This is a genomic window from Turicimonas muris, from assembly GCF_002221595.1.
In the GTDB taxonomy this organism is placed as follows: domain Bacteria; phylum Pseudomonadota; class Gammaproteobacteria; order Burkholderiales; family Burkholderiaceae_F; genus Turicimonas; species Turicimonas muris.
Map to the genome: position 1 here is coordinate 506,058 of NZ_NHMP01000001.1, position 25,173 is coordinate 531,230.

General features: G+C 41.1%; 15 protein-coding genes and 1 pseudogene. 5 read left to right on the forward strand and 11 right to left on the reverse strand.

The window, feature by feature from the left end; translation table 11 throughout:
• Positions 1-22: 22 nt before the first annotated feature.
• Together ADH67_RS02385 and ADH67_RS02390 are read right to left on the reverse strand one after the other, a co-directional pair.
• The gene (locus ADH67_RS02385; RefSeq protein WP_066591274.1) at positions 23-631 is read right to left on the reverse strand and encodes a response regulator transcription factor; all 609 of its coding nucleotides are present in this window, start codon (positions 629-631) and stop codon (positions 23-25) included.
• Positions 612-2,366, reverse strand: coding sequence for a sensor histidine kinase (locus ADH67_RS02390; RefSeq protein WP_066591276.1), 1,755 nt, complete (start codon positions 2,364-2,366; stop codon positions 612-614). The genes ADH67_RS02385 and ADH67_RS02390 overlap by 20 nt, the downstream gene beginning before the upstream one ends.
• 100 nt (positions 2,367-2,466) lie before the next feature.
• Here ADH67_RS02390 and ADH67_RS02395 point away from each other — a divergent pair, with 100 nt between their 5' ends.
• Positions 2,467-4,209 (forward strand): flavocytochrome c, encoded by a 1,743-nt coding sequence (locus ADH67_RS02395; RefSeq protein WP_084081417.1) that lies wholly within the window; start codon positions 2,467-2,469, stop codon positions 4,207-4,209.
• 513 nt (positions 4,210-4,722) lie between these two features.
• Here ADH67_RS02395 and ADH67_RS02400 read toward each other — a convergent pair.
• Both ADH67_RS02400 and ADH67_RS02405 read right to left on the reverse strand, forming a co-directional pair.
• The gene (locus ADH67_RS02400) at positions 4,723-5,628 is read right to left on the reverse strand and encodes a hypothetical protein (RefSeq protein ID WP_066591278.1); all 906 of its coding nucleotides are present in this window, start codon (positions 5,626-5,628) and stop codon (positions 4,723-4,725) included.
• 331 nt (positions 5,629-5,959) lie between these two features.
• On the reverse strand, positions 5,960-7,576 hold the full coding sequence (locus ADH67_RS02405) for an ATP-dependent nuclease (protein ID WP_066591280.1): 1,617 nt from the start codon (positions 7,574-7,576) through the stop codon (positions 5,960-5,962).
• 508 nt (positions 7,577-8,084) lie between these two features.
• On the opposite strand from ADH67_RS02405, the gene dsr1 reads away from it, so the two are divergent.
• Entirely contained in the window at positions 8,085-11,879 is a 3,795-nt protein-coding gene (dsr1, locus tag ADH67_RS02410) for an anti-phage defense-associated sirtuin Dsr1 (protein WP_066591281.1), read from the forward strand.
• A 235-nt stretch (positions 11,880-12,114) separates the two neighbouring features.
• Here dsr1 and ADH67_RS02415 read toward each other — a convergent pair whose 3' ends face one another.
• The 7 genes and pseudogenes from ADH67_RS02415 to ADH67_RS02450 all read right to left on the reverse strand — a co-directional run bounded on the left by ADH67_RS02415 (position 12,115) and on the right by ADH67_RS02450 (position 21,977).
• Entirely contained in the window at positions 12,115-12,462 is a 348-nt protein-coding gene (locus ADH67_RS02415; protein ID WP_336580985.1) for an Abi family protein, read from the reverse strand.
• Positions 12,449-13,048: pseudogene (locus ADH67_RS13735) on the reverse strand (Abi family protein). Before ADH67_RS13735 ends, ADH67_RS02415 begins: the two are co-directional and overlap by 14 nt.
• Before the next feature lie 368 nt (positions 13,049-13,416).
• Positions 13,417-17,508, reverse strand: coding sequence for a HigA family addiction module antitoxin (locus ADH67_RS02430; RefSeq protein ID WP_066591285.1), 4,092 nt, complete (start codon positions 17,506-17,508; stop codon positions 13,417-13,419).
• 439 nt (positions 17,509-17,947) lie between these two features.
• Positions 17,948-18,526 (reverse strand): DMT family transporter, encoded by a 579-nt coding sequence (locus ADH67_RS02435; protein WP_066591287.1) that lies wholly within the window; start codon positions 18,524-18,526, stop codon positions 17,948-17,950.
• A 51-nt stretch (positions 18,527-18,577) separates the two neighbouring features.
• Entirely contained in the window at positions 18,578-20,389 is a 1,812-nt protein-coding gene (locus ADH67_RS02440; protein ID WP_066591289.1) for an IS1634 family transposase, read from the reverse strand.
• A 144-nt stretch (positions 20,390-20,533) separates the two neighbouring features.
• Complete coding sequence (locus ADH67_RS02445) at positions 20,534-21,067, reverse strand: hypothetical protein (RefSeq protein WP_066591290.1); 534 nt, start codon at positions 21,065-21,067, stop codon at positions 20,534-20,536.
• Positions 21,060-21,977, reverse strand: coding sequence for a LysR family transcriptional regulator (locus ADH67_RS02450; protein ID WP_066591291.1), 918 nt, complete (start codon positions 21,975-21,977; stop codon positions 21,060-21,062). The genes ADH67_RS02445 and ADH67_RS02450 overlap by 8 nt, the downstream gene beginning before the upstream one ends.
• A 108-nt stretch (positions 21,978-22,085) precedes the next feature.
• On the opposite strand from ADH67_RS02450, the gene ADH67_RS02455 reads away from it, so the two are divergent.
• From ADH67_RS02455 to ADH67_RS02465, 3 genes are read left to right on the forward strand one after another with little or no spacing between them, the layout of a single operon-like run.
• Entirely contained in the window at positions 22,086-22,580 is a 495-nt protein-coding gene (locus ADH67_RS02455) for a cytochrome c3 family protein (RefSeq protein ID WP_066591292.1), read from the forward strand.
• Between the two features lie 54 nt (positions 22,581-22,634).
• Positions 22,635-23,708 (forward strand): IS1595-like element ISBuba1 family transposase, encoded by a 1,074-nt coding sequence (locus ADH67_RS02460; RefSeq protein WP_066591293.1) that lies wholly within the window; start codon positions 22,635-22,637, stop codon positions 23,706-23,708.
• Positions 23,692-25,059 (forward strand): flavocytochrome c, encoded by a 1,368-nt coding sequence (locus tag ADH67_RS02465; RefSeq protein WP_272893856.1) that lies wholly within the window; start codon positions 23,692-23,694, stop codon positions 25,057-25,059. Before ADH67_RS02460 ends, ADH67_RS02465 begins: the two co-directional genes overlap by 17 nt.
• The last annotated feature ends 114 nt before the right edge of the window (positions 25,060-25,173 follow it).

Below are 25,173 nucleotides of genomic sequence, written 5' to 3' on the forward strand. Positions count from 1 at the left end.
GGGACCTTGGTAGAAGAGTGTTTCAGTCATTTCTTAGTCGTTTTATATCTTCTATGGCAGAAATGCCTAACTTTTTATAAGCATTGAATCTGTGGCTTTCGATTGTTCTTTCGCTTAGATTTAACCTTTCAGCAATCTGATAATTCATTAATCCTTGCATGGCTAACTCGATAACTTGTCTTTCTCTTTGAGACAATAAGCTCCATCTATTATCGAAGTTGGAATAACGGCTCTCGCTTCTCGCATTTTTATCTTTTGCGGTGGCTTCTTCTATGGTTTGAAGAAGCGTGAGAGGATCAACTGGTTTCTTCAATAAGTGAAAGGCCCCTTTGGTAAAGACGGAAATTGCCATATCCAAGTCTGCATGAGCAGTCAGAAATATTACGGGCTGAGAAAAACCTTTGTCTTTTAATTGTTTCTGAAGTTCCACTCCATTCACTTTTGGCATTAGGTAGTCAAGGATAAGGCAGCCGGGAACTTCCGGATCATCTAGGGTTAGAAATGAGTCGGCATTTGGATAGGTTTTAACCTGCCATCCTTCTTCTTCGAGCATATAGGCTAACCCTTCAAGAAGATCGAGATCGTCATCGATAATTCTGACTGTAGGTTTTTCAGTTTTGTTTGTTTTCATGGATTAAAGGGAGAGAAAGGGTTGCGATTGCTCCATTGCCGGCTTTTCGCGCCTCGAGTTTAAATGTTCCGCCGTGTTTTCTCGCGATTGATTTCACTATTAGCAGCCCAAGTCCAAGACCTTCTTCCTTAGAACTGGTGAGGAGGGTGCTTTCATCAGCTTGCTTAGGAGAAAAATTTCCGTTATCCGAGACGGAAAGAACCGCATTATCACCAATTTGTTCGAGCTTTATATCAATTTTTGGATGGCTTGCGCTTGTTGCTGTGATTGATTCGGCAGCATTTTTTAGAAGATTATTGAGAAGTAATTCTATTTCTAAGGCCGAGCCGTTGACTTTAAGACCATGCTGGATTTCTTTTTTTAATTCTCCATGGAAATTACCGCAGTCCACAAAATTTTCTATGGCAGCTTTAGCGGCTTCTCCCAAATCAAAGATCTTCAGCTCGGGTTGTTTACGCTTTGCGTAGGAGCGCACATGATCCACAATGCCTTCAAGTTTGTCAGTCTGTTTTTGTATCTTTTGAAGAATTTCTAGAAACTGTTCGTTCGATAAAGCATTTTTTTGAGCTTTTCTTTGGGCACCGAATATAAATGCTTTGATGGTTGTGAACGGCTGACGAAGCTCGTGGGCAAGAATTGAGCTCATTTGTTCAACAATTCCAAGTTTTTCGAGTGACGCAGCCCTTTCCAGTGCTTTTTGGGCCTTCCGTTGAAGTATTTTCTGTTTTTCGAGAGAGTCGCTGAGGGATTTGGTTCTTCTTTTCACAAGTTTGCTTAAAACAAAAGAAGTTCCGGCAAACAAGACAAGGAGAAGAAGGACCAAAGCGATCCAAGAGGAATAATGGTTCCAAAGCTCTTGAGAAAACCATTCGTTTAAGAAGCCGAAAGGGCCCAATTGAAGTGACTTAAATAATTCGTCGGATCTGGTTGAGTCTGTGCCTATGCTCCAACTGTATCCGCCGGGTACTCTTGGCATCGTTAAAAGTGCGAGTATTGCTTTTTTGGCTACTTCCGGAGATGCCCCCGGCATGGAGGAAAATGACCAGTTGGGATACAGCTTTGTAGAAGACATGCAGACGGTCGACTCTGGTTTTAATCCTATTGGCTTAATTTGTTGCCAGACCTTATCTCCCTTCGGATAAGTATCTTCTAAAAAGCATGTCGAAAGAAGACCAATATCGGTTTTCCCGGAAATCACGGCCTTTACGACATTTCTTAGATCTCGCCCGACGAACTCCGTTCTGCCAAAGAAATGATGTGGGTCGTAGCCTCTGTCTGCCAGTTCTCCTAAACCAATTTGATGTCCGTAGAACCCTCCTTTTAAGTTGATCGCTACTGATTTGTTTCTCATATCTTCGACGGTGAGGATAGAGCTGTCGGCCCGCGTAATAAACAACGTGCCATATGCTTTATTAGGATCGGGAAGGCGATCTGAAACCATTGTGGTCAATTCTTTGGCACCTTTCTGAGTCATTCTCCTAGAAAGGCCGGAAGTAGAGAGAAAAAGGTCAGCTTTACCACTTTCAAGACATTCTTCTAAGGCAGGAAGCGGAAGTCTAAGAATCTCTAGATTATCTTTACCGAAAGTATTCTTCAATGCTTGAATTGTTGGTTCAATGATCTTGACGTTGTTGTCCTGAGGTGGGTCCAGGCTGACGGCAAGAACGACTTTTTCATTTGCCCAAGTCAATGAAAAACAGAAGGTAGCCAACAAAAAGATGACGATTCTTAACATGCACACCTCTTCTTTATAACAAAGTCTAAGAGTTTTGCTACTTAAGTACTGAATTTCTTAAATTATGAATATCTCAAGTCGTATTAACAAGGAGACTGCCATGTTAAAAATTCATCCTAAAATGCTGGCACTGTGCGTATGCGCGGCCTCGTTTGGTTTTGCTTCCGCATCGGAAGTTGCCTTTAACCCCGGGACCTATGAAGGGGTAGCCACTGGAAGAAATGGTCCGATTAAGGTAGAAGTAACGGTAGACAATCATAAAATTTCAGCCGTCAAAGTCATAAGTCATAAAGAGTCTGCCGGATTGTCAGATGCTCCGATGGAAAAAATTCCAAATGAAATAATATCTAACCAAACCCTTAAGGTAGACAACATTTCAGGAGCAACTTTCAGCAGCCAAGGTTTAATCAATGCCTGTAAAGATGCGTTGAGCAAGGCTTCTAAGGATATCTCTCCGCTTTTAGTTGCTCCTGCAGTAGCCAAGAACTCCCAAAAACCAAAAGACGAAAAAGTGGATGTTGTCGTAATTGGTTCGGGCATTGCTGGGCTGACATCGGCGATAGCTGCGCATGAAGGAGGTGCTAAGGTCCTTGTCTTGGAAAAACAAGGAATGCTCGGGGCCGGCGATTCCATGAATATTTCTACCGGGATCACAGCTGGAGGCACGAAATTAATTAAAGAAAAAGGAATTCAAGGAAAAACTACACAAGATTACGTAGATTTGCTGATGAAGCAGGCTAAGGATAAAAACGTTCCTATTAATAAGGAAAATGTTGAAACTTACGCTCGGAGAGGTGGAGAAGTTATCGACTGGTTGATGGATCTCGGAGTTCCGTTTGGAAGATTCCAAGAAGATAAATATTTCCATATCATCAAGGACGGCAGTGCTCCTGGGCCTCACATTATCAAGGCACTTAGTAAGGAGGTAAAGAAGGACAATATTCCTTATCGCCTTAACAGCAAAGTTGTGGAAATTTTGTCTGATAACGGCAGAGCATCCGGCGTTAAGGTCTCTACTCCCGACGGTGACTATAATGTTCTAGCCAAGGCTGCCATTGTTGCTACCGGTGGCTTCTCAGCCAGCCCTGAATTATTGAAGCGTTATGCTCCGGAGTGGATGAACCGTCCGACAACCGGTGCCGCTTCATTGACCGGCGACGGAGTCAAAATGGCTCAGAAGTTAGGAGCAGCGACCGCATCAATGGAACAAATCAAGGTGAATTACCTTTGTCATCCGCTTACTGCTAAGGACGGTGTTTCCCTTACGGCTATCACTCCTTACACTATATTGGTTAACAAAGACGGAAAAAGATTTGTCGATGAGAATCATGCGTCTATCAACTTCAAGAGTAAAGCTATGATGAAGCAGCCGGAGCATATTGCATATGCTGTTGTAGATCAAACTGCAATGGATAATTTGAAGTTGATGAGAAACTATGTGGAAGCAGGGTATTTTGTAAAAGCCGATACCATCCCTGAATTGGCAAAGAAACTCGATGTCAATCAGGAACAGTTCATCTCTACAGTCGATAAATATATAGCAGATTGCAAGGCTGGCCTTAAGAACGACAAAGAATTCAACAGAAAGATCCAATATCCAATGATTAAGCCGCCATACTATGCTGCATTGGTTACTCCTTCCATGCAGTCAACTTATGGAGGACTTAAGACTAATACAAAGGCAGAAGTATTGGATCAAAAAGGAAAGGTTATTCCTGGGTTGTATGCCGCTGGAGCCGCGTCAGGACATGAAGCTTATGCTAACGAGGTTGGTTTTGCCGCGATTATTGGTTTGACATACGGAAAGATTGCCGGTGAAAATGCAGCTGCTTCTTTGAAGTAATTTTTAGAGAGGTTCTAAAAGATTTAAGCCTCTAAAGTGTGTTCTATAGCTTTAGAGGCTTTGAATTACAGAGGCTGTCAAAATACTTCCTCTAGATTAATTAAGAGAACTTTTCGGTGGTAACAGTACTCAAGTTTTCCTCATGTTAAGTGTTTAAGTCATGAGTCGAAAGGTATAGAGCAGACCCTCAGTAAAGGTAACGGTACTTGACTGCGGGCAGAGAGATTCACCGCCTCAGAAGTTTAAGAAGAGATTCTAAAGAGTTTTCAGGCCACGTATTGGAGAGTTTTCAGCACTGCCGTGAAGTAATGGAGGCGGGTGAAAGTTTCCCATTTAAAGGAGCTCGGATTTATCGTTACTTAACTCAAACTTTCGGGATAGTTAGCTGACAAATATCGATCTTCGATTTTCCTATAAATTGCTTAGAAGTTTAACTATGCCCTAAACGATCTGTTAAATCAGACAAGACCTAAAATTATTTACATCCTTAAATTCAAAAATACTCTAATCTCACTAACATAAATCTAAGAAAAGTTGCTCCATCTTCTTTGGATTTTCAGCTCCGGCGTTTATGGAGTTAGTATATTCCTGCGGTACATGTTCTTTGAAATCTTTCTGAGTTATTAAAAAACAATTTCTCCGACTTCTGGATATGGCGACGTATAGCTTATGAAGAGTCGTGGCAGATAAGCCTAAGAAATTATCTTTGGCCTTTAGAGAGTTAGATGCGGAAGTAGTCAAAATGATACAAACGTCATTAAAATTATCAACTCCTTTTACTTCACCCCAATTCTTAAACTTATCCCCAAATTGATGGCTGTCCTTGTACATAAGCTTTACGATGAGGGGATCTGCCAATAGCCTGGAAATTTTTTCGTGTTCTGTTACGAGTCCTATCATCCCGTTTCTAGAGTTAGGACAAAGAGAGGAAATTTTGATACCTAACTTATCCTGAATAAATTGACAAATATGTGGGGGGCAACGATAACTTCCTGATAATGTTTCTCTATCTATTTGAAATCCTTGTTTCTTAAAACGCATTACATAGTTGTCAATGTTCTTATGAAGATTCTTGTTTTTATTACCAACCCTGCTTGTGTCATAAGTGTGTTGGTAAAAGTCTCCTACATAGCAACAATCGATTGTTTCTGCAATATCTATGATGAAATCGTAATCAAAGCCTCCAAAGTCCTGTATTTCGTCAATGAAGAGGTTGTCATAAAATTCTTGAATTCTTTGATGGACTAGGTTGTGAACTTCATCAAAAGAAATGAGTAACTTAGCTAACAAATTCGCCTTTAGTTTTCTGTTTTTAGTCATATAGTACGAAATCAATGTATCCATACCAGAATTATTGAAAGTCAGTGAAGGTGCTTTTTCGGACTGTGCGGAGCGGGATTCTTGCTGATCAAAAAACAAGCCGGTGTCTTTGTATTTGTCTCCTAAAAAAGGCCTATAGCAGAAGGAATAAAGAAAACGGAAATAGGTCAACAAAGTAACGTTGGAGGGAAAGGTGCCTCCAAATTTTTGACTAATCCTTGAGAAAAGATTTTGATAATTTTCCTCGGTATACGTCAAAATTAAGGAGCGTTTTTCTTTACTTAACGAATTAATAATATGGGTTGTTTTTCCTGATCCGGCAACGGCAAAAATTATTTTTTTTCCATAGTATTCTTATGCTTCTCCAGTTGGCTTAATAACGAGAATGATGAAAGATACGAAAGGAAAGCTCTATCGAAGCCGTTGGGCTTTATTCTGCAGAGATCCAGTTAATGGCACGTACTATGTAGGAAGGTGTCCGGAGTTCTTCACCATGAGAGGTTAATAAACGGTATGCGGCTTCGGTTTTGTTTTTAAGCATGTAATCTAATGTATTATGATGCGTCGTGAAGCAGTTATTACATAATTCTTCATTTGCCTTATAGACAGTTACTTCAAAAGTAAAGTCCTCTTTAGTATCTCCACAAAAAACACAAATGTCTTTGTTCTCAGTGTATTTTTCATACCGTTCTTCGCAATTGGTCTGAATATCCCCATCATTATCGGTAATCACGGCAACTTTGGATTTTAGTTTCAATGCTATGTCAAGATACCTTTTGAAGCAGATTCCACCAACGCTGATGATGATGACTTGATCATTATCCGGAGAAGAACCTCTGACTTTTTTATAAAATAAAGGAAGGAGTAAGTACTCAGAAGGTCCTTCAACCAGGATTACTTTCTTCGCCAACGCAAATTCAATAAGATTGTTAGACGGGGCCTTCTTGAAAAAATCTGCGGTTTCCTCTTCAGCTAGTTCTTCTAATTTCACTGGTTGTTCTTTTCCAGAAGAGGGCAAAAGATGCATATTATTTAAAGCAAGCCCAGTAGCTATTTGGCTGCTGTGGGTTGTTATAAAAAGTTGAGAGTCTATATTCTGAGAAAGGTTGCTTATTAGTTTTTTTAATAAGTCCGGAGCTAAATGATTTTCTGGCTCCTCTATTAAAATTAGATTAAAGTTTTCTTTTGATTTAGATAAGGCAAATTCAGTTTTGATGAACGATTGAAGACCCATTCCATGTTCATCAAGTGGAATATCTTTTTTATATACCATTAAATCATTCTCAAACTCTTTCTGAGATTTTGTTGAGAGACTTAATCTCATATCTGTTACGGTCATGGTGGCACCGGCTATCGGCGCTGTAAGTGAGTGCAAATTCTTATTTGAGAACTCTTCTCTGATTTTTCTGTATTCTTGGGAGTGTCTGGCTTTTGTTTGGAGATGGTTTTCTCCGAGACTGGCTAAATATATTCGGTTAATAAAGTCCCTGTTTGCGGAAAGACTGCTAATGTTTGAGTTGTCAATCAGAATAGAGCTGACTTTTTTCTTAAAAGGGGAGAGTTGTTGGTCTGCAAATGTAGTAAATCGAACTCGATAATATTCGAAAGGAAAGACAGTTAACCCCTCGTTTAAAATCTGCTGAAGCTCCGAAAAGAGCTCAGGATTTGGATCGATAAGTAACCGTATACCAAAGTCATTTTGTTTTAGAAGATTGTTAGTCCCTTTAAATTCTTCAGAATCAATGTTTGCTAAGAATAAATCCACTTCTAATTGAGGAAGTTGAGCAATGCTTGGGTGATTTGTAAGATTCCGGCTATCTATTGTCTCCTTGCAGAATATCTTTTCTAAACCGAGGGCCTCGATTCTTTTGACGTTCCCGTTAATTACGAGGTCAATGGCTTCAAGAAGAGACGATTTTCCAGACTCATTGGAGCCAGCAATAATATTCGTTTTTTCATTAGGAGTGAAAGTAAAGGCTTTAAATTTTCTAAAATTTTTAATCTTTACTAATTTGATATAGGGTCTACTTTTTTTATCTTGGCTCATAAGAGGTTTTTATACTAAATCTTAAAGTTATTTTTTATTTTATTCCAGGAAGTTAGAACCCTTGCGAACTTTCGGTTTCCCTTGTTATTTATCTCACGATTACGACACTTTTCATTATTGGCAACAGACGGATTCTATTGGTTGATAAAATTTTTTCTAAAGATTTTTATTAAGGTCTTGCATTGAACTGTAGGACAATGATTCGTGGTGGTTATTCTCGGAGGCTTTCTTCTACCTCCGTGGCCTTCGGTTGAACTTTTCAAGAAAAATCTTCCTTTCATCCTTAGAAGAGTTCCAAGCTGTAATATATCTTCGTAGTAACCTGGTTTGTTAGTTCTGAGAGCCCTAAACATAAGAAAAAATAGCACGCATCTTGGACAGTATGAAACAGATCGGATTGAGAACAAGCCTCGAATTAGCGCCCTGTCTAAAGCTCTTGCTTGAGCACTGGTTTCTGCCTAACGGCTGAGCAACGAGTCATCTGAGTCGAAATACAAGGAAGATAAATATGCAATTTATTAAAAATGGTCCGGATATTCCGAATGAACTTCTGCAGGCTCATGAAGAAGGCAGTGTCGTGTTTTTTTGTGGTGCTGGCATTTCGATTCCAGCGGGCTTACCCGGCTTCGAGGCGTTTGTAGAAAAAATCTATGAATTGAATGGAGAAATTAAATCTAAAAGTGAGGAAGAGGCATTTAAGACCAAGCAATTCGACATCACCCTTGATCAATTTGAACGTCGGCTTACTGGGGGCAGGGAAAAACTAAGAGAGGTTATTCCAGAGATCTTGACCCCTACTCCTAGTAAAAGAGGGGCGACCAAAACCCACCAGGCTCTTTTACAGCTAGGTCTGTCCCGTGACGGTCATTTAAGGTTGGTAACCACAAATTACGATCGTCTGTTTCATTTAGCGGCTAAAAAAATAAAGATGCCGTTAAAAGAGTATGGGGCTCCATCCTTACCGATCCCTAAAACGAGTCGTTGGGACGGATTGGTCTTTCTTCACGGTGTGTTGCCTAAAGATGTTATACAAAACTCAGACTTGAACAGTTTAGTAATGACAAGTGGGGATTTTGGATTAGCCTACTTAACTGAACGTTGGGCTGCTCGGTTCGTAACCGAACTTTTTCGAAATTGGGTTGTCATCTTTGTAGGATACGGTATTAATGACCCTGTTATGCGCTATATGATGGATGCACTGGCTGCCGATAGGAGATTGGGAGAGAGGACTCCTCAAGCTTGGGTATTTGCTGGCTACTCTCCGGGAAAAGAAGATGAGGAGAAAAGTAAATGGGAAGCCAAAGGGGTAAGACCAATTCTTTACTATTCGGGGACAAGAGGAGATAAACATATTGGACTGCATAAGTCCTTGCAAGCCTGGGCGGCTGCTTATACAAGCGGAATTGGAGCTAAAGAGAGCCTTGTTCTTCAGCTAAGTTTAGCGCATCCTCAAAACAGTACACCCCAGGATGACTTCGTCGGTAGAATGCTATGGGCTCTATCTGATCCTTCTGGATTGCCGGCAAAACGTTTCGCCGAGTCAAAGCCTACTCCCCCTCTCGACTGGTTTTTTGATGTATTTACTCAGAATAATTTTTCTAGCAAAGACCTTCCCAGATTTGGAATAACCTCCCGAAACGAGAAAGATTCATCACTTAAGTTCAGTATGTTTAATAGACCTGCGTCCTATGAGTTTGGCGCATGGATGAATCTTACCGGTTTCCCAGTTACTAAATGGGATAACGTGTTCTACGAATTGGCTCACTGGCTAACTTTCTACTTAAATGACCCTCGGTTAATATTGTGGTTCTCAGCGCAGGGAGGTTGTATCTCTCCTCGACTTAACTTTTTGTTTACATATACATTAAATCGATACAGCTCCTTTTCGAAAACTCAAGCTGAGAATTTTAAAAAGGAGCATCCATTTTCAATTCCCAGTTCACGGATGGAAAAACTCTGGCGAGCACTTCTCACAGGACGGATGAGAAGTCTACGTGAAGATTATTGGCCCAATAGTTTAAAAATAAAAGGAATGAGTTCGATAGCCCGAGTTGATCTTCGAAGAAGACTATCACCGGTTGTAGTTTTACGTAAAACTTTCAGCGCAGAGAATACTCCCGATAAACGCGACTGGGTGAGGTGTGAGCTTACTCTGAAGGATACTGAAGCAATAAAAACAATAAAAAATGCTCTTTCGAATATTACAAAAGAAGATTTGTTGTTGCTAGTTTCTGAGTTAGAACTAGTCCTAAAAGATGCCTTAGATTTATTTCTTGAACTCAACGATTATGACCCGTGGCCAGATATTTCTTATCTTGATCTTCCTTCTGTTGAGGAACATCCACAGAACCCGAGATTCGACGGTTGGACTCTTCTTGTTCAACTGCTAAGAGATTGTTGGCTGAGACTTCTTGATATTGACGTGGCCCGAGCCACTCAGCGGGTATTAGACTGGTTTGAACAATCTCAAATTACTTTTAAACGCTTAGCGCTTTTCGCTGGAAGTAAAAATAAAGACATTCCTCCAAAAATTTGGGTTGCGTGGTTATTGGCAAATGGCGCTTTCTGTTTGTGGGCGGTAGAAACACAAAGGGAGACATGTCGATTATTAGTCCTTCAGGGTAGCCAATTAAAGTTACGAACTCAACGACAATTAGAGTCTGAAATTTTACAAGGGCCTCCGAGAGATATGTATTCTGAGAGTCTTCAACCTGCACGGTGGAATGAAATAAAAGAACATGAAATTTGGCTGCGCCTCATTAAACTAAAACTTTCAGGTCTTCCTTTAAGTAAGAAAGCCGCTTCACGTCTTGAAAAAATTTCTGAAAGTCATCCAGAATGGACGACATATCAAATGGAAAGAGAGGAATTCACACGGTGGTTATCTTTCCCAGGAGATCCAGGCTTTAAGGAGTTTTCTGCACTTGAAGTCCCTCCTGCAAATTTGAATGATCTTATTGAGTGGCTAAGAAGAAACAAGAACGTCCAAAGATTATTCTTCCGAAGTAAGTGGATAGAGGTTTGCCGAAGTTCTTATGAAGTTTGTATGCAGGCATTAATTTCCCTAGCTCGCCAAAATAAATGGCCTGAAGGTGCATGGCAGGCGGCTTTACAGACATGGAGCCAAAAAGGAATCGCAGAGAAATCTTGGAAAGATCTGGCTCCTATCGTAATTTCGAAAGAGGTAATTATCCCTGAGGCTCTTCTTCCTTCATTCAGTTCGTGGCTTGAGTCCAGCTCTCAAATTTCTGTTGTTCCAGAAAAAGAAATCCTTGACTGTTGCCGAATACTTCTCGAAACCTTACAAAACTCCAAGGTCGATTCTTTATTAAAGAATATTTATGAGTCTGAAGATGCAGTTACTTCAGCAATCACCAAACCCGCAGGAAATTTAGCTTCTTCGATTATTAACCAAATCAACAAAAGAAAGTTTAGTGATAAAGAATGTATTCCCCTCGAGTACAGAGAATTTTTAGATATGTTCTGCAACCGCAAATTTTCTTTGTTTGCCCCAGCCAGGGTCATTCTTGCCTCGAACACGATTAACCTATTTAGAATTGATCCGGAATGGACTAAAAAGCATTTGATCCCATTTTTTGATTGGGAGAATCCAAGGGAAGCTAGTTGCGTCTGGCAAGGTTTTTTATGGTCTCCTCGTCTTTACATTCCTCTGTTTTCTCCTGTAAAAGAACAATGGTTTGAAACGGCAAAACATATTGAACAGCTAGGAAGGTATAGGGAGCAATATGCGACGTTTCTCACGTATCTAGCGTTGATGCTGCCTGAAGGGGTTACAAACAGGAACTTGATTAATGCTTTCAGAGAATTCAAAAAAGAGGACTTGGAAAAAGCCTCTCAAGCGCTACTTCAAGCATTTCAAAGTACGGATGCTAAAAAAGAAATTTACTGGCGATCACGAGTTCGGCCTTTTATTCAAAAGATTTGGCCTAAATCAAAGGACTTAGTTTCTCCCCGGATAGCCAAGGATTTTGCGAAAGTTGCTTTAGCTAGTGGTAAAAGATTTCCTGAGTCCTTAAGGATCGTGCATCCTTGGATCTCGAGTATTGAGGAGATATCGGTTGTGATAAATATGCTTCGAGAATCTACCCTTTGCGAACAATTCCCAGATGAGAGTTTATCCATGTTGGACACTATGATCTCCGAAAAGCCAAATCAGTATCGATTTTTGGATATCGGTGACTTAACAGAATGCTTAGACCAGATCTCTGTTCATCTACCTAACATTCGGGAAGATAAGAGGTTTAAAAAATTGGAAGAATTTCTTAGAAGGAGAAGCGTCTAATCACTGAATTTCTGATGTGAAAGTCGATCTCCTTCCAATTCATGGTGGTATCGCCACTAGTTCGGTGCCATCGTTAGATACGTTTTCATTTTGGCCCCTTGGGAAGCTTGTCCGCGGGATTTGTCAGTGAAAAGAGTCATCGGCGGCTGTGGAGAACTTTATGTAGAGGCGGAATCGGAGGTGTTTAACAGGATTCTGCGAGGAAGGGAGATCCTGCGCAGAAAACCACAGATAATTAGCTAAGCCAGATCTTTTCGCTTTCCCAGTTCAAAGGGAAACCAAGCTCTGATTGTTCTTTTTGGTTTAGAAAATCTAGAACGAGTTCTTTAACTCTTAGTTTCCAGGTGGATGTTGGATTTAACGTGCTCATTATGTGGGATAAAATCAGAAGTTCGTTATAAATCCTGTTGTCAGCTTCGTTTTTTCCTTTCGGGTTCTTAACCATAGGAGAGGTTAAATGTTTCTCTATGAGGGGGAGTCTTGTATTAAATTTTCGATCCCAAAGACGATTGTGGTGGGCGCATATATTTCTTAATGTCTGAAAGTTGCGCATGATCCCTTTAAAAAGATCAATGTTCGGCACCCCTACGGAGTTTTACGGGGGTACTCTTTGTGTTCTTAATCCAGCGTAGAAGTTCGCCGAAATTCATACAAGATGTGACCATCCAAATTGGTGGAATAGGCGGAGTCGAATAGTTATCAAAATAATGCTTGATTTCAGTAGACGAAGTTCGTGTGGGTGATACTTCCTTAATTAATAAATTGAGACTTTCTTGATATTAGTTGAAATCTTCAAACAGTGTCCAGTCCATGTGAGCATGGGATCCATTAAACTCAGACATTTTGTGAGCTCATGAAGATCGTAAAGACACCTCGATTCGTTCTATAGCCTCCATAACAAGCAATCTTAATTTTTGATCGAAAACATAAAATCTCATAGCGTCATCGAATGTTGCGCCTTTACAGAATTTGTGGCTCCTTGAACCATCTGAATTCTTTTCTTCTAGAAAAAAGAAATAGGAGCTTAGTCGGTAGTATCCAATCGTCTCCAGTTGTTTTTCCGCTTTAGTTGTATCTAAAACTGTGAGACCTCTTTCCCTGAGTTTGTCAACTTGCTCAGCAAATGTTGTGTGAGGCTTATTAAATTTCTTTTCTGGCTTAGACTTCATCTTGGTGTTGTAAGAAAAAGAAATCCCGCGGAGTGAGCATCATCCTCAGATGAACTGAAGAGCTAAGCTTGCGGGATGTTGTTACTGATATGCTAACCAAAAGAAATTGAAAAGTAAACAAACCGTACATAAAAAGATACAGAAACAGCCCGATGGAGGGAAAATACGGAACTCATTTTACTTTTCCTACTCCGATAAACACCGCAATCGACGGCCTCTCCGGGGAAAACAAACTACGCTATGAAATTAGGGCAGACACAAAATTCCAGACACTTCTCTTTTTGCGTTTGACGATCAATACGTAATGTTTTCTGGAGCCAAGTATAAGATAACCATCGTCATCCCAGGGAAAGAAGTGCTAATTGTTGTTAGAGGTAAATTAGTCCTATTCGGTCTTCAATCTTGTCCCTCTCCGCTTCCCAAACCGCATCTTTTTGGTACTCTCGGCTTAACGTCATATAGACAGAATCGGCGACGAAAGGATAGCTCTCTTTTATCAATTCTCCTTGATATTGATACCGTTCTGCAAGTTCTCTTTCTTGAATTCCTCCCGGCTCCCTGGAGTACACACCTCTGGAATTGAAAAGTCCGGTTCTTACTCCTATACTGATTTTTTCGGAATGTAATTCTTCCATTATGTCTAGCAGGGTTGTTTTTATATCGGAACTTTGATACAACAAAGCTGAAGCAAATAATTCTCCCAGTTTTTCGTCTGTTACCCCAATCCTATCAAGTGTTCTGGATTGCTCCCTTATAGTGCTTATCCATCCCATTAGATATTGATACAGCAGGTTCCTTTTACCATTGTTTTTTTCAGGTACTCCATGTAAATGTTCCAATAATAGGTAATATTTTCTGGCAATGTTTGGATTTTTTGGTCGTTGCATTATTTCCGGAGGATCTTCTCCTCCGTGCTTTCTTTTAAAGACACCAACTACGGCCTCAACGAAGATTTCTGGATGAGCCCATACATATTGTTCTAGACTTGGAAGCTGTGGTTCTTTTTGCCAGCGAGGTAGTTTGGTAAGAAATTCTATATATTGAAATTCAAGTATGGCTCTTTCTTCAAGAGGAATTGTGGAGTCCGAAGAAATCAACGCTAATGCTTCAACAACGTTATCGGGAACCAAAGGGCCTTCATTCAACGTTCCTACTTCTTCTTCCAACATAGCTCTCATAATCTTCAGAAGAACTTTTGTATCAATTTTTTGGAGTTGGAATTGAACTGAAAGGAAAGCCGCTTTTGCCCTTTTTACACTGATCAGTTTGTTGATGCTCTCTACGGCCTCTTCTTGAGTTTTCAAGAGTGGGAGACAAGACACATTTTTCCAATAGCGGTCAGACGCTTTATCTGAAAGAGAATTTAATAAATTCCAAGTTTTTTGGCGGTATGGGAAAAGCAGCAATAAATCCACTGCAAGTGTTTCTTCAATTTTCGGAGCTATACGCTTAAATAATGAACATTTTTGGTCGTCATTAAAGTTGTATGAAGCACCTCTGGCTAACTCAAGGAATTCCTGATTTTTAAGACAATAAATGAAAAAATCTTCAAGCTCCTCGGATTTGACTACACTCTTGATTGCGATCTCACCAATTAAACTTTGACATTTAGCTATTTTTGCAAAATGAAAAATTCCCTCAAGTCCATAGCAAGACGTGATTTCAGAGAGAGCTTCGACACGAAACTGAAGAAGTTTCTCTCCTTGGTCTAGTAGATCCCACTCTTCTGGCTTGTCACTCTCAGAGGAAATGTCAACCAAGCCAAAATTAAATAACCACATGTGTGTTTGGTAAATGTCAGTGGGTTGAAGTTTTTTATAAAAGATTCTCGCTTGTTCTTTGGAATAAGAGAATCCCACGTCATGAATGCGGTGGACGAATCCGTGAGAATTAAAAAACCTTAGTCGGATCTCCTCCCTGACTTTGGCGAGCTCATCTTGAGTTGGTTTCTCCTTTACCCATTTATCTAATACAGACCAAAAATTGCTTTGCTGTTCTTCAGAGAATCTCGGGAGACGCCAAATTAAGTCGCAAAACATTTGAGAGTTATAGCTAGATTGAGATAATGCTAAATCAATTAAATGTCTCCTGAAGTTATTTGCTGGGATGATGTCTTCAAGAGGATTCCCGTAACCGACAGCGTCTGTTCGCCATAGGGGTTTTCGTGTGAAGTTCCCAACTTCTTGATGGAGGTACTCAATCAATTGACAAAATACCTTCCATGCAGCTTCCGGATTATCTTTGAAAAGTCTTCCAATAGTAGAGACTCTTAACTTTAAATCTGCACTTGTCTGGGGCATCCACGGTTTTAGAATTGAGCAAAGAGAATGCAGAGGGGAAGACGAGCCGTTGCCCATCACTGACACAGACAGTTTTGCAAGGAGCTGGATTATGGTTGGAAAAATATCTGGATTCCAAGCAAGGATTTCTAGTGCGGAGAGAAGGCCAGAAGAATAGCAAGGAGAAAAGAGCGTAGTGGGGCGGGGTTTGAATAATTCAAAAACCGCCGGCTTTTCTTGCTCAAGGTCATCCTTAATTATTTTAATAAAAGCTCTTGGAGCTGCTTCTGCATAGTAGCTTAAACAATCGGCTTGGGCCTCAAGTTTTCTGAGTGTCAAGGGATTCAGTATTTTGCAAATAATTCTAGCGACTTCAAATTCAGCATCAAAATATGCAAGATGGCTGAAAAGCTCGTTTCCATAAACGGAAATCAAAATAAGCGACTCGGCAATGCTTTTTCGCATTGCACTGGAGCAATGCCGTGTTTTGCCATGGCTGGAAGCGAGCCATCTCTTATCAACTGGAAGGTCAAGGCTTGGGTCGTCTTCCGAGAGAACTTCAAACGCCACATCGAGAAAGTTGAAAAGTTCTGATTTTGTAATAAAAGGAGCAATGGCAAAAAGGGCATCAAACACAGAAACCATTCCTTGGTATTCTCCGATCGACCAGATGGGCGAATCACTGAGAAACATATAGGCTCTGATTTGTTTCTCTAGCTCTTCATAAGAGCATTTACATAATTTTGTTAACAGCCTTTTGTCATTTTCGTCTTCAGTGCACCAGACGCCGATTAAAGTAAGAGGAATGATGGGGGAAGAAGGATTTATCTCACGTGCCCACTGAGGGTATCGAAGGGCAATATTTGGAGAGAGCTGACGGCGGAGGACAGTTAAAGAGTGACCGCTTTTTTTCTCGAGTCTTTTAATCTCGTCTTCTTCAATGCCCATCTTCTTTAAAGATTTGGAGAGTCTCCCAGAAGTAAGAGGATGTAGGATGATATCGGCTTTAGTATGAACCGCATTTTTGGTATAGATGCCAATGTGCTTAAGTTTTGAAGAGAACGGCGCAACTTCCAGTTCGACTTCTTTATGATAGGTCACAGCAATGAAATCGAGATTTGCTTGAGCTAGCCTTGGAAGAGTGCCTGTCTTATCAAAAACTAAAGTTTTATCGGCGGCTTCTTGAAAAGATGAAAACGAGATTGATTGATGTAAAAAGGCTAGAGCCTCTTCGATAGAATCGGCTGAGACTTTTAGTGATTTGTTATCAGGATCGGATAAAAAAGTTTCTATCTTTTGTTTCCAGGTTTCTTTTGCCTGATCGAAAAGAGAAGAGTCAAGCTCTGGATTTGTTGAGTCCGCCCAATCGTGCCAGCATCTTTCTAAAGTTCGAATGTTTTCGGAGGGACGAGAGGTTTCTTCCGAGAACCATACTTGCGCTGACGGAGATTGCTCAATCCACTGCTCTAAATCACTGGCATCATAGGCTCTGACATCTCGCCATAGTTTTAATTTCTGTTTTTCCTCGACCCAAGCATCTTTTCCGGGCCACCTGCGAGTAGTCACAAAAACAAAAGTTACATTCTCTGGACTTTTATGCCGAAAAGCGTTAATGCTTTTTTGAAAATCCTCTTCGGCTTTCGTTTTGAAGTCTTTCTTTGTTCCTAATTCCCAAGTAGAGGTTCCTGCGGGGATCCATGGCGTGCAGCCTTCAGCCACGATAATTCCGTCACTACCGCGTCTTTCTCCATCATCGTTTCCTGGAAAATCTACCTTTTGCAGGCCTTTTCCGGTTGAGTGAACTAGCGTTCTAAGCAAAACAGGAAGGTGCGTTCTGGAAGAAATTGTATCGCTCCAAGTAACAATATCCTTTGCCAGAATCTTTAAAAAAGGCGGCACATAGGGACGAGTCTCTGAGGTAACGGCCTGTAGTGATAACCGGGCCATGTTAAACGAAGTTTGTAATTCCAACAATTTTGCAGCGGGTACTCCGAAGGCGGCTTCCAACTTTGCAGCCATCTCAGGAGAGGTTGAAATTTTACCGTTTAGAAAGTTAGACAGATTTGGTCGGCTTATTCCAATTATTTCAGCTGCTTTCGTTACTGTTAGATTTCGCGGATTAAGGTAATGTTCACGAATAAATAGTCCGGGATGGATCGGAGAAGATTGGTTCTCGTTCATAGCAATACCTGTTAACTGTAAAGTTACGCTTTACAGGAAGTATACTACGAATGAACTGAATAACTAATTGATTTCTTGAAAGTATTTTTCTTTCTTATTTGAAATACAAAAAATACTTGCCTATGTGAAAAAACTATTCCGATTTTCCTTTTCATTCAAGTGTTCTATAAGAAATAACATTTCTTAAGATAGTTAAAATTTTGTAGCAACCGGCAGTACGTTTTGTTCGCCCGTTGCAGCCCTAAGGCCAGACCAAACACAAAGTGGAGGAGAATTTTTTTCCCTACATAGAGGAAGAAGATGCGTTGTTAGGTTCACTATTCGTAAAAGGAGCAGTTTTTATAACCTGGCTCTCCGTCTTTGAACGCAGCCACCGCACTGCCAGCATGTTTGGAGGGGACGGATTCGCAACGACGGCACGAATCCTACCACTTGAAATTTATTCGAAACTGTGTGACTTTCTTCTCTGAAACCTAAAACTTAAAAGGGCCGATACCACTATTAAGCATATTCCTATTAATTCTGTTAAGCCGGGAAGTTCCTGCAAGAACAGATAGCCCAAGGCAATGACAAATGGTACTCCAGTGAATAAAAGACAAGAGTTAATGAAAGGATTGCCAAATTCCCAACCGATTGTTCGGGTGATTTGATAAAGCAGAGCAAAAATTACAATGAGATAAAGCAGAGGATCCGAAAAAATCAGGCCAAGGTTTTGAGAGTTACATGCTGCGCAAAATCCCGCGCCTAACAGTAAGCAAGATATTCCGAAATAAAAAGTAACCAGTAAAGGGGATTCGTTGTGCTTGCCAAGTTCTCTTAAAAAGATTGAAGCTAATGCCGAGCTTAAGCCATATGCAACTGCAATCCCGATGCTAACGTCTGAGAACTTATCTAGATTTGGATTGAAGATAATAAAGATTCCTGCAAGTCCGATAATTACCGGGACGAAAGAACCGACAAAGCTTTTTGTTGAGAAGGAAACCGTTCTTCCCGTCTTTAGCTTGTAAAAATAAAACAAAACTCTCTTAATTCAGAGAGTTATATAATTTTTGAAGCAGACAAAAGTCACTTATATTGGCAATCTAACTCCGAGACGCTTCGTAATATCAACCACGGTGGTGAGTGTTGGAAGCGGCTCAACTCCAAAGACAGCCATCACTTTTTCCGCTTCTTGGTTTAGATCCACGCTCTTCGAGCAGCTGCTTTCCGGTTTCTCCAGCTCTTGTTCTCCTGTTTTAAGGTACAGCTTCACTTTGTTTTTTACCCCTTCAATCGGAGAGACTGTCGGAGACATCAGCAGTTCAACCATCATCTCCGCAGAGTACTCTATGCCTTGCTCTCGCAGCTTAAATGCCATGAACCTCTCCAAAGCCAGTGCCAGAACACAAACGACAAAGTGACCTCGGATATGTGCTTCTGTTCTTACATAAATCGGTCTCGTACACAGTACTGATTTCATTACTCGGAAGCAGTTCTCTATCTTCCATAATTCTCTTAGTCTCGAGTAAATCTCCTCATCACTCAAGTCTTCGCAGCAAGTAATCAAACCGTAATAACCTGCAAACCTTATTTTTCGTTCATAAAGCTCACGGTTTAATTCATAACGCTCCTCCGGCGCCTTTTCATCTGGATCTGACTGCTTTACTCTTTTCAAAAATTGTCTCGAGCCTCGTTTAAAAGAGGCATCAATTCTGCCGGTGCCGGCACTTACCATTTTTTTGGCTTGCTCCCATTGCAAATTTAATTCCTTCATGTCATGGGCATACCGCTTAGCCGACCAAGTCACTATCAAACGCGGTTTAACAGCTTCTTGTGATTCTTCTTGCTTAACCGCATCAGGACAGTCCATTGTCTTCATCTTCCATGACATCTCTCCTGTTTCTGAATCAAATTTATATTTCCAGCCGTCCTCGCTAAACAAGCTTCCCAACTCTTTGCTGCTGAGCCGCTGAAGACTGTGCGCCACGATAAAAGCACAGTCGTTTTTAATCAGTTTGGAGAGATTGTCTTTGCTGTTGAGTCCTCTGTCGGCTACAACAATGGGTTTGCCCTGCGGACATTTTTCTCGGAACGACTCAACAACTTTCATTAAAGTTTTAACTTCTGCCGTATTGCCGCGGTAGATTTCATAGTCGAGAGGAATGCCGCAACGATCAATTAATAAACCGAGCAGAACCTGTGTCTCATGAGTCCGGTGTTCTTTACTCATGCCTCTTTCACGTAAACAATCAGGTTCAAAGCTCTCAAAGTAAAAAGTGGTTACGTCATAAAAGACTAAGGAACAGTCCCGCGAAATTTCTTTGCATACGGCTTCATCAAGTTTTTTGATAATAGTCGGTTTAGAAGCAGCCAGAATGTCTAAAGCTTCGTAGTGATGATCCAGTGAGACAGAGTCAAACTTGAACAAATGACGGGGACATTGACGCCTCATTCCTCGCCGGCTCAAGGGACTGAGAATACGGCTGGCCACTTGATAGAACACGGCTAAATCTAAATCCCAGGAAAGTTTTCTGTTGTATCCGGCCTTACGGAACCACGCGTTTAATCCAAGCTTTTCCCAGACTTTTCGTATGGGCGCCATTCCGTAATGGAGCCGAGGAGATGAGGCGTCTGCCGAAGAATTAAAAACCGCGGGCGCAATCCGCCGAACCGCAGCCTCTTGGAGCTGTTCTGCACGTGAGGCATCCGAGCGCAGAGCTGTGACTCTGTCTTTTAAAGATTGAAGGTAGTTCGGATCCTCCTTCATTTTTTCAGAAATATCTCCTAAAGCTTCCAAAGTCCGAGAAGAGTTCTTACGGGTAACCGGGTCTCGAAAGGTTTCGATGATGCTGGCGTAATAGTGCGATCCTCGTTTGTAGTGCTGCAGAGCAATAGTAGGCATATCCTCTCCAGAATCTAATTTTTATTAATTATACCACAAAAGTAAAAACTAAGTATAATATAAATCAAATATAAGTTAAATTTGTCTTCTATAAAAAGTGGGAACAATTAAGCATTCACAAGGGTTGGAGAAGAATTTACATGGCTAAAGACGGGGGGATTCGTTGTGCTTGCCAAGTTCTCTTAAAAAGATTGAAGCTAATGCCGAGCTTAAGCCATATGCAACTGCAATCCCGATGCTAACGTCTGAGAACTTATCTAGATTTGGATTGAAGATAATAAAGATTCCTGCAAGTCCGATAATTACCGGGACGAAAGAACCGACAAAGCTTTTTGTTGAGAAGGAAACCGTTATTAAACTTAAAATCAAAACTATCCAGACTGAAGATGTGTAGTTAACGGCTTGAGAAAGTGCCGCCGGAACATTCAGAATAAGAATGGTATTGGCGACAGCAGAGCCGACACCAAATAAGCACCTCAACATCAAAAGTTTCGGATTGTGCGGGAAAAAAGATTCTTTTCGGTAAATCAGAAGAAAGCCTGTAATCAGAGAAATAAACAGGTACTTCCCCACCATAATTTCAAAAAATTGGTATTGACCTCCGGTTAATCTGGTGGTGACGGTGACGCATGATGTGAAAAATGCTGCTGCGAGGAGCCAAAAAGAATTTTTAATCACTTTTCTTGCCTCTGGCTGCCACAAAAGCAAGAAATCTATCAGCGGCTTTACTGACCGGATAATATTTGTTTTTTACTAGAACAACGGATCTGAGGGGAAACGAGCTTTCAAAATTTATAGCCTTAATTCTTTTGCCTTCCTGACAGACTCTGGAGAAAACTTTATCAGTAACCCAACCAATGCCAAGTCCTAGTTCAGTAAATTCAACAACAAGGTCAAGATTGTCACACTCCAGTGCGGTTTTCAGATCGTATCCGGCCTTTGCCATTAATTCTTTCTGATACCGGTGAGTTAGGGAATTCTTTCCTAATGTGATGATAGGGAGGGTAGAAAGAGTATGCCAATTTAATGGCTTTGTCGTATCTAAAGGAAAGCGGTCTGCGGCAATAAACTGATCTGTGAAGGTAAAAAGTTCAATGAACTCTAGTGAATTATCCAGGTTCTCTGGGACGGGAGAAGTGATGAATCCAAAATCCACTTCTCCGTTCTTGATTAACTCTAAAGTCTCTTTTTTTGAACTTGATTGAATCCTTAATTTTGTTTTTGGGTTTTGTTCGACGAATGATTTGAGAGAGTCGAAAAGAAAGTATTTAACAATTGTTTGAGTGGCACTAAAGGAAAAGCTTTCCGAACTATTTTGTTTACTCAGATCAATTTCATTTTCTACCTGATCGAGTTCAGAAAAAATTTTCCTGCAGCTATTGAATAGAATTTCTCCTTGTTTTGTCAGCTGCAAAGATTTTCTTACCCTCAGAAACAACGAGCACCCTAAAGTATCCTCTAATTCTTTGATGGAGTGGCTGACAGCCGGCTGAGTCAAACAAAGTTCTGCTGCGGCTTTAGTCATTTTTTCATTAATAGCTACCGCATAGAAGACTCTAAGTTGTTTGAGATAGGAGGCAAGTTTCATAAATTAATTTTATGTATTTATAGATTTTTATCAATTTTAATAATAGTCATTGAACCTTAGAATGTTTTCATTAGAAAGCCTCAAATCAAACTCCTTAGGAGAAGCTCTATGAAAAACAAAATTAAGTTGGTTGCTTTGTCAATTCTTCTTGCATTTGGTTCTGTGCAAGCTCAGTCGATGGATGAAAACGCTAATAAACAAGAATACGTTCAAGGTCAAAAATCAACTTACCTAGCCGGTTATCATCAAAATAAAATGGGGGTAAATTGTTCGACATGCCACCCGACAGACAAAGTGACTGATTCAGAAAGAGAGATTGATGTTTCTTGTCAAAGTTGTCACGGAAGTTATAGATCCTTAGGAGAGAAGGACACACAAAGAGGAAAACCGATATCGGCGCATAAAGGACATTTATCCATATCTTCCTGCACAACCTGTCACCAAGGTCATCAGGAAAGCTTCGCCTATTGTAATAACTGTCATATATTTGATATGCCGATGAAATTTGGCCGGCAAAAGATTCCTTATCTTCCAGAAGACCTCGGACAGTATGACAATGCCGCTCCGGCTTTTACGGAAGGCTCTGTTCAGAGTAAGTATTGATATTAGTTGTCGCGCCTCCATTTAAGGGGTATTTTTAAGTTAAGGAGGTACCCTATGTTTACCACAGCAGTAGATAAGCTCCTTTCGCAGTTTTTTGCCTTAAGCGCTGAAGAAAGATCTTGCATTCTGGAAGTTCTCGTTGATAGCCAACCCATTAACAACTCCGATGGAGTCGAAAGCTTTCTAAGCAAGAGGCTCGATGTCAGCCGGTCAGGTCGGCCCGCCTGTCCGCACTGCAGCTCATTAAAAGTTGTAAAAAACGGCAGACACTGTGGGACTCAACGCTTTATATGTCGAGATTGCAGCAAAAGCTTTGGTTGGAGCAGCGGGTCCTTTTTCAACCATTGCAAGAAAGAAATTTCTCAATGGTTCAAATACGTCCAGTGCTTCATGGACCGGCTTCCTCTCAGAGAGTGCGCACGAAGGTGCGGAATTTCCTTGGATACCTCTTTCAAGTGGCGCCATCGGCTGCTAGACGGCTTACAAAAGATACACAACTCGGTAAAACTGACAGGCGTCGTCGAAGCTGACGAGGTCTACTTTTCGATCAGCTACAAAGGATCAAGAAAATTTTCGGCTCAGCCCGCCGGCAGAGAACCGAAAAAAAGAGGAATGCGTTCCACGAAAAGAGGCCTGTCTGATGAGAAAGTTTGCGTGCCGACAGCCGTAAACCTAGAGGGAAAGAGCACAGGCGTGGTTTGCAATCTTGGGAAACCCACAACCGCGAATCTCAAAACTGCTTTAGGGTGCAAGATTCTTCCCGGTTCCACTCTTGTAACGGACAGTCTTGGAGGTTACCCCTTGCTAGCCGAATCTTGCAAGGCTAAACATGTTCAAATTCCGTCAAAGAAACACAAGAAAGGAATCTTCAATATCCAGCTGATTAATTATTACCACTCCGCCCTCAAGGCAATGACAAATATCCGGTTTAGAGGGGTTGCCACTAAGTATCTCAACAACTACATCGTTTACAACAACTTTGTGACCTTTGCCAAAGAGAGTTTCATGGAAAAAATTAAGATCCTGAAGAATGAAATTTTTACTATCGGAGTTGAGGAAAGAAGTTTTTCGGTAAATATCTCTAAACGGGATCCATTGCCGTTACTCAAAGATCAATACTTACTCTGAACAGAGCCTTACGGAAAAGACCGATGTAGTTATTGTCGGTGGAGGCGGAGCCGGAATGGTGGCTGCGATTGAACTGCAAAAGGCAGGAAAAAACGTTATCCTTCTCGAGAAAATGCCGATTCTAGGAGGCTCCTCTTTGTTGGCTACAGGTGGCATGAATGTGGTCAGATCAGATTTACAGGAGAAGAATGGTGTTGCCGATAATGTTGATACTTTCGTGAAGGATTCTCTGCACATTGGCAAAGGTGCTAACGACAAAGACTTAATTCGCATACTTGGAGAAAATTCCAAAGATGCGTACCAGTGGTTTAAGGATCTTGGTGGTCATTTAGAACTGCAGAAAGGTAGAACCGGCGGTACGACCTATCCTCGTCAGCTTTATACCCCAACCGGTGGGATCGGCAGATACATGGTTGATATTATTGAGCCGGCTCTCGTACAGTCCGGGGCCGACGTCAGAGTGAATTCAAAAGTGGTTAAGCTGCTTCAAGATCCAAATGGAAATGTTAAGGGCGTTCTGGTAAAAGGAAAACATAACGGCATTTATGCGATTGAAGCTAACGCTGTAATTCTGGCTACTGGTAGTTACGCCAATAACGGCGAACTAATAGCACAGAAGTTGCCTCAGTTCAAAGGCATTATCACTACAGCTCAGCCTGGTTCTCATGGTGACGGCCTTCAATTGGCTTCTAAGGCTGGAGCACAAGTTAATCATTTGGAGAGAGTACAAATCCATCCGAATGCCGCAGCCGGCACCACAATCATGATCACACAGGCTATTCGAAATAATGGAGGTATTCTGGTAAACCGTTCAGGAAAACGCTTTGTCGATGACCAAGCCCCTAGAAATAAATTAGGACCTGAAATTCTCAAGCAAGAAGGCGGTTCTGCGTTTTTAATTTACAACGATCAAGTTGTCCAAAAACGCAAGAAAGTCCATGAAGGGTACGTCAAACTGGGTTTTGTGAATACAGCTTCTGATGCCAAAGAAATGGCGCAAAAATTAGGGTTGCCGGAAAAGGATTTTGTTCAGACTATTGAAACCTATGGAAAATATGCTGACGAACAAAAAGATCCCGATTTTGGCAGAAAGGAATTAATGAGCGATATGCGTGGAACTTTATACGCCATCGAAGTTATACCGGGCATCGGAGGAACACTTGGTGGCTTAAAGGCAGATGCCGATATGCATGTGCTTGACAAGAACGGTAAACCTATAAACAATTTACTAGCGGCAGGTGAGGTTGTTGGCGAGTGGCACGGTATGGATCGATATGGCGGTAACGCAGTGACCGGCAATATCGTATTTGGTAAAAAAGCAGCTCAAACAGCTATCCAAGAAATGAGATAACAAGTTAAAAAATCCAAATTCTCTTGGCTTTGGACTGACCCTTATGCCTCCCGGACGTCAAATCCGGAAGGTTCGTATTTGAAAGCGTCTTATCTGTCCGTAGAGGCCGATAAG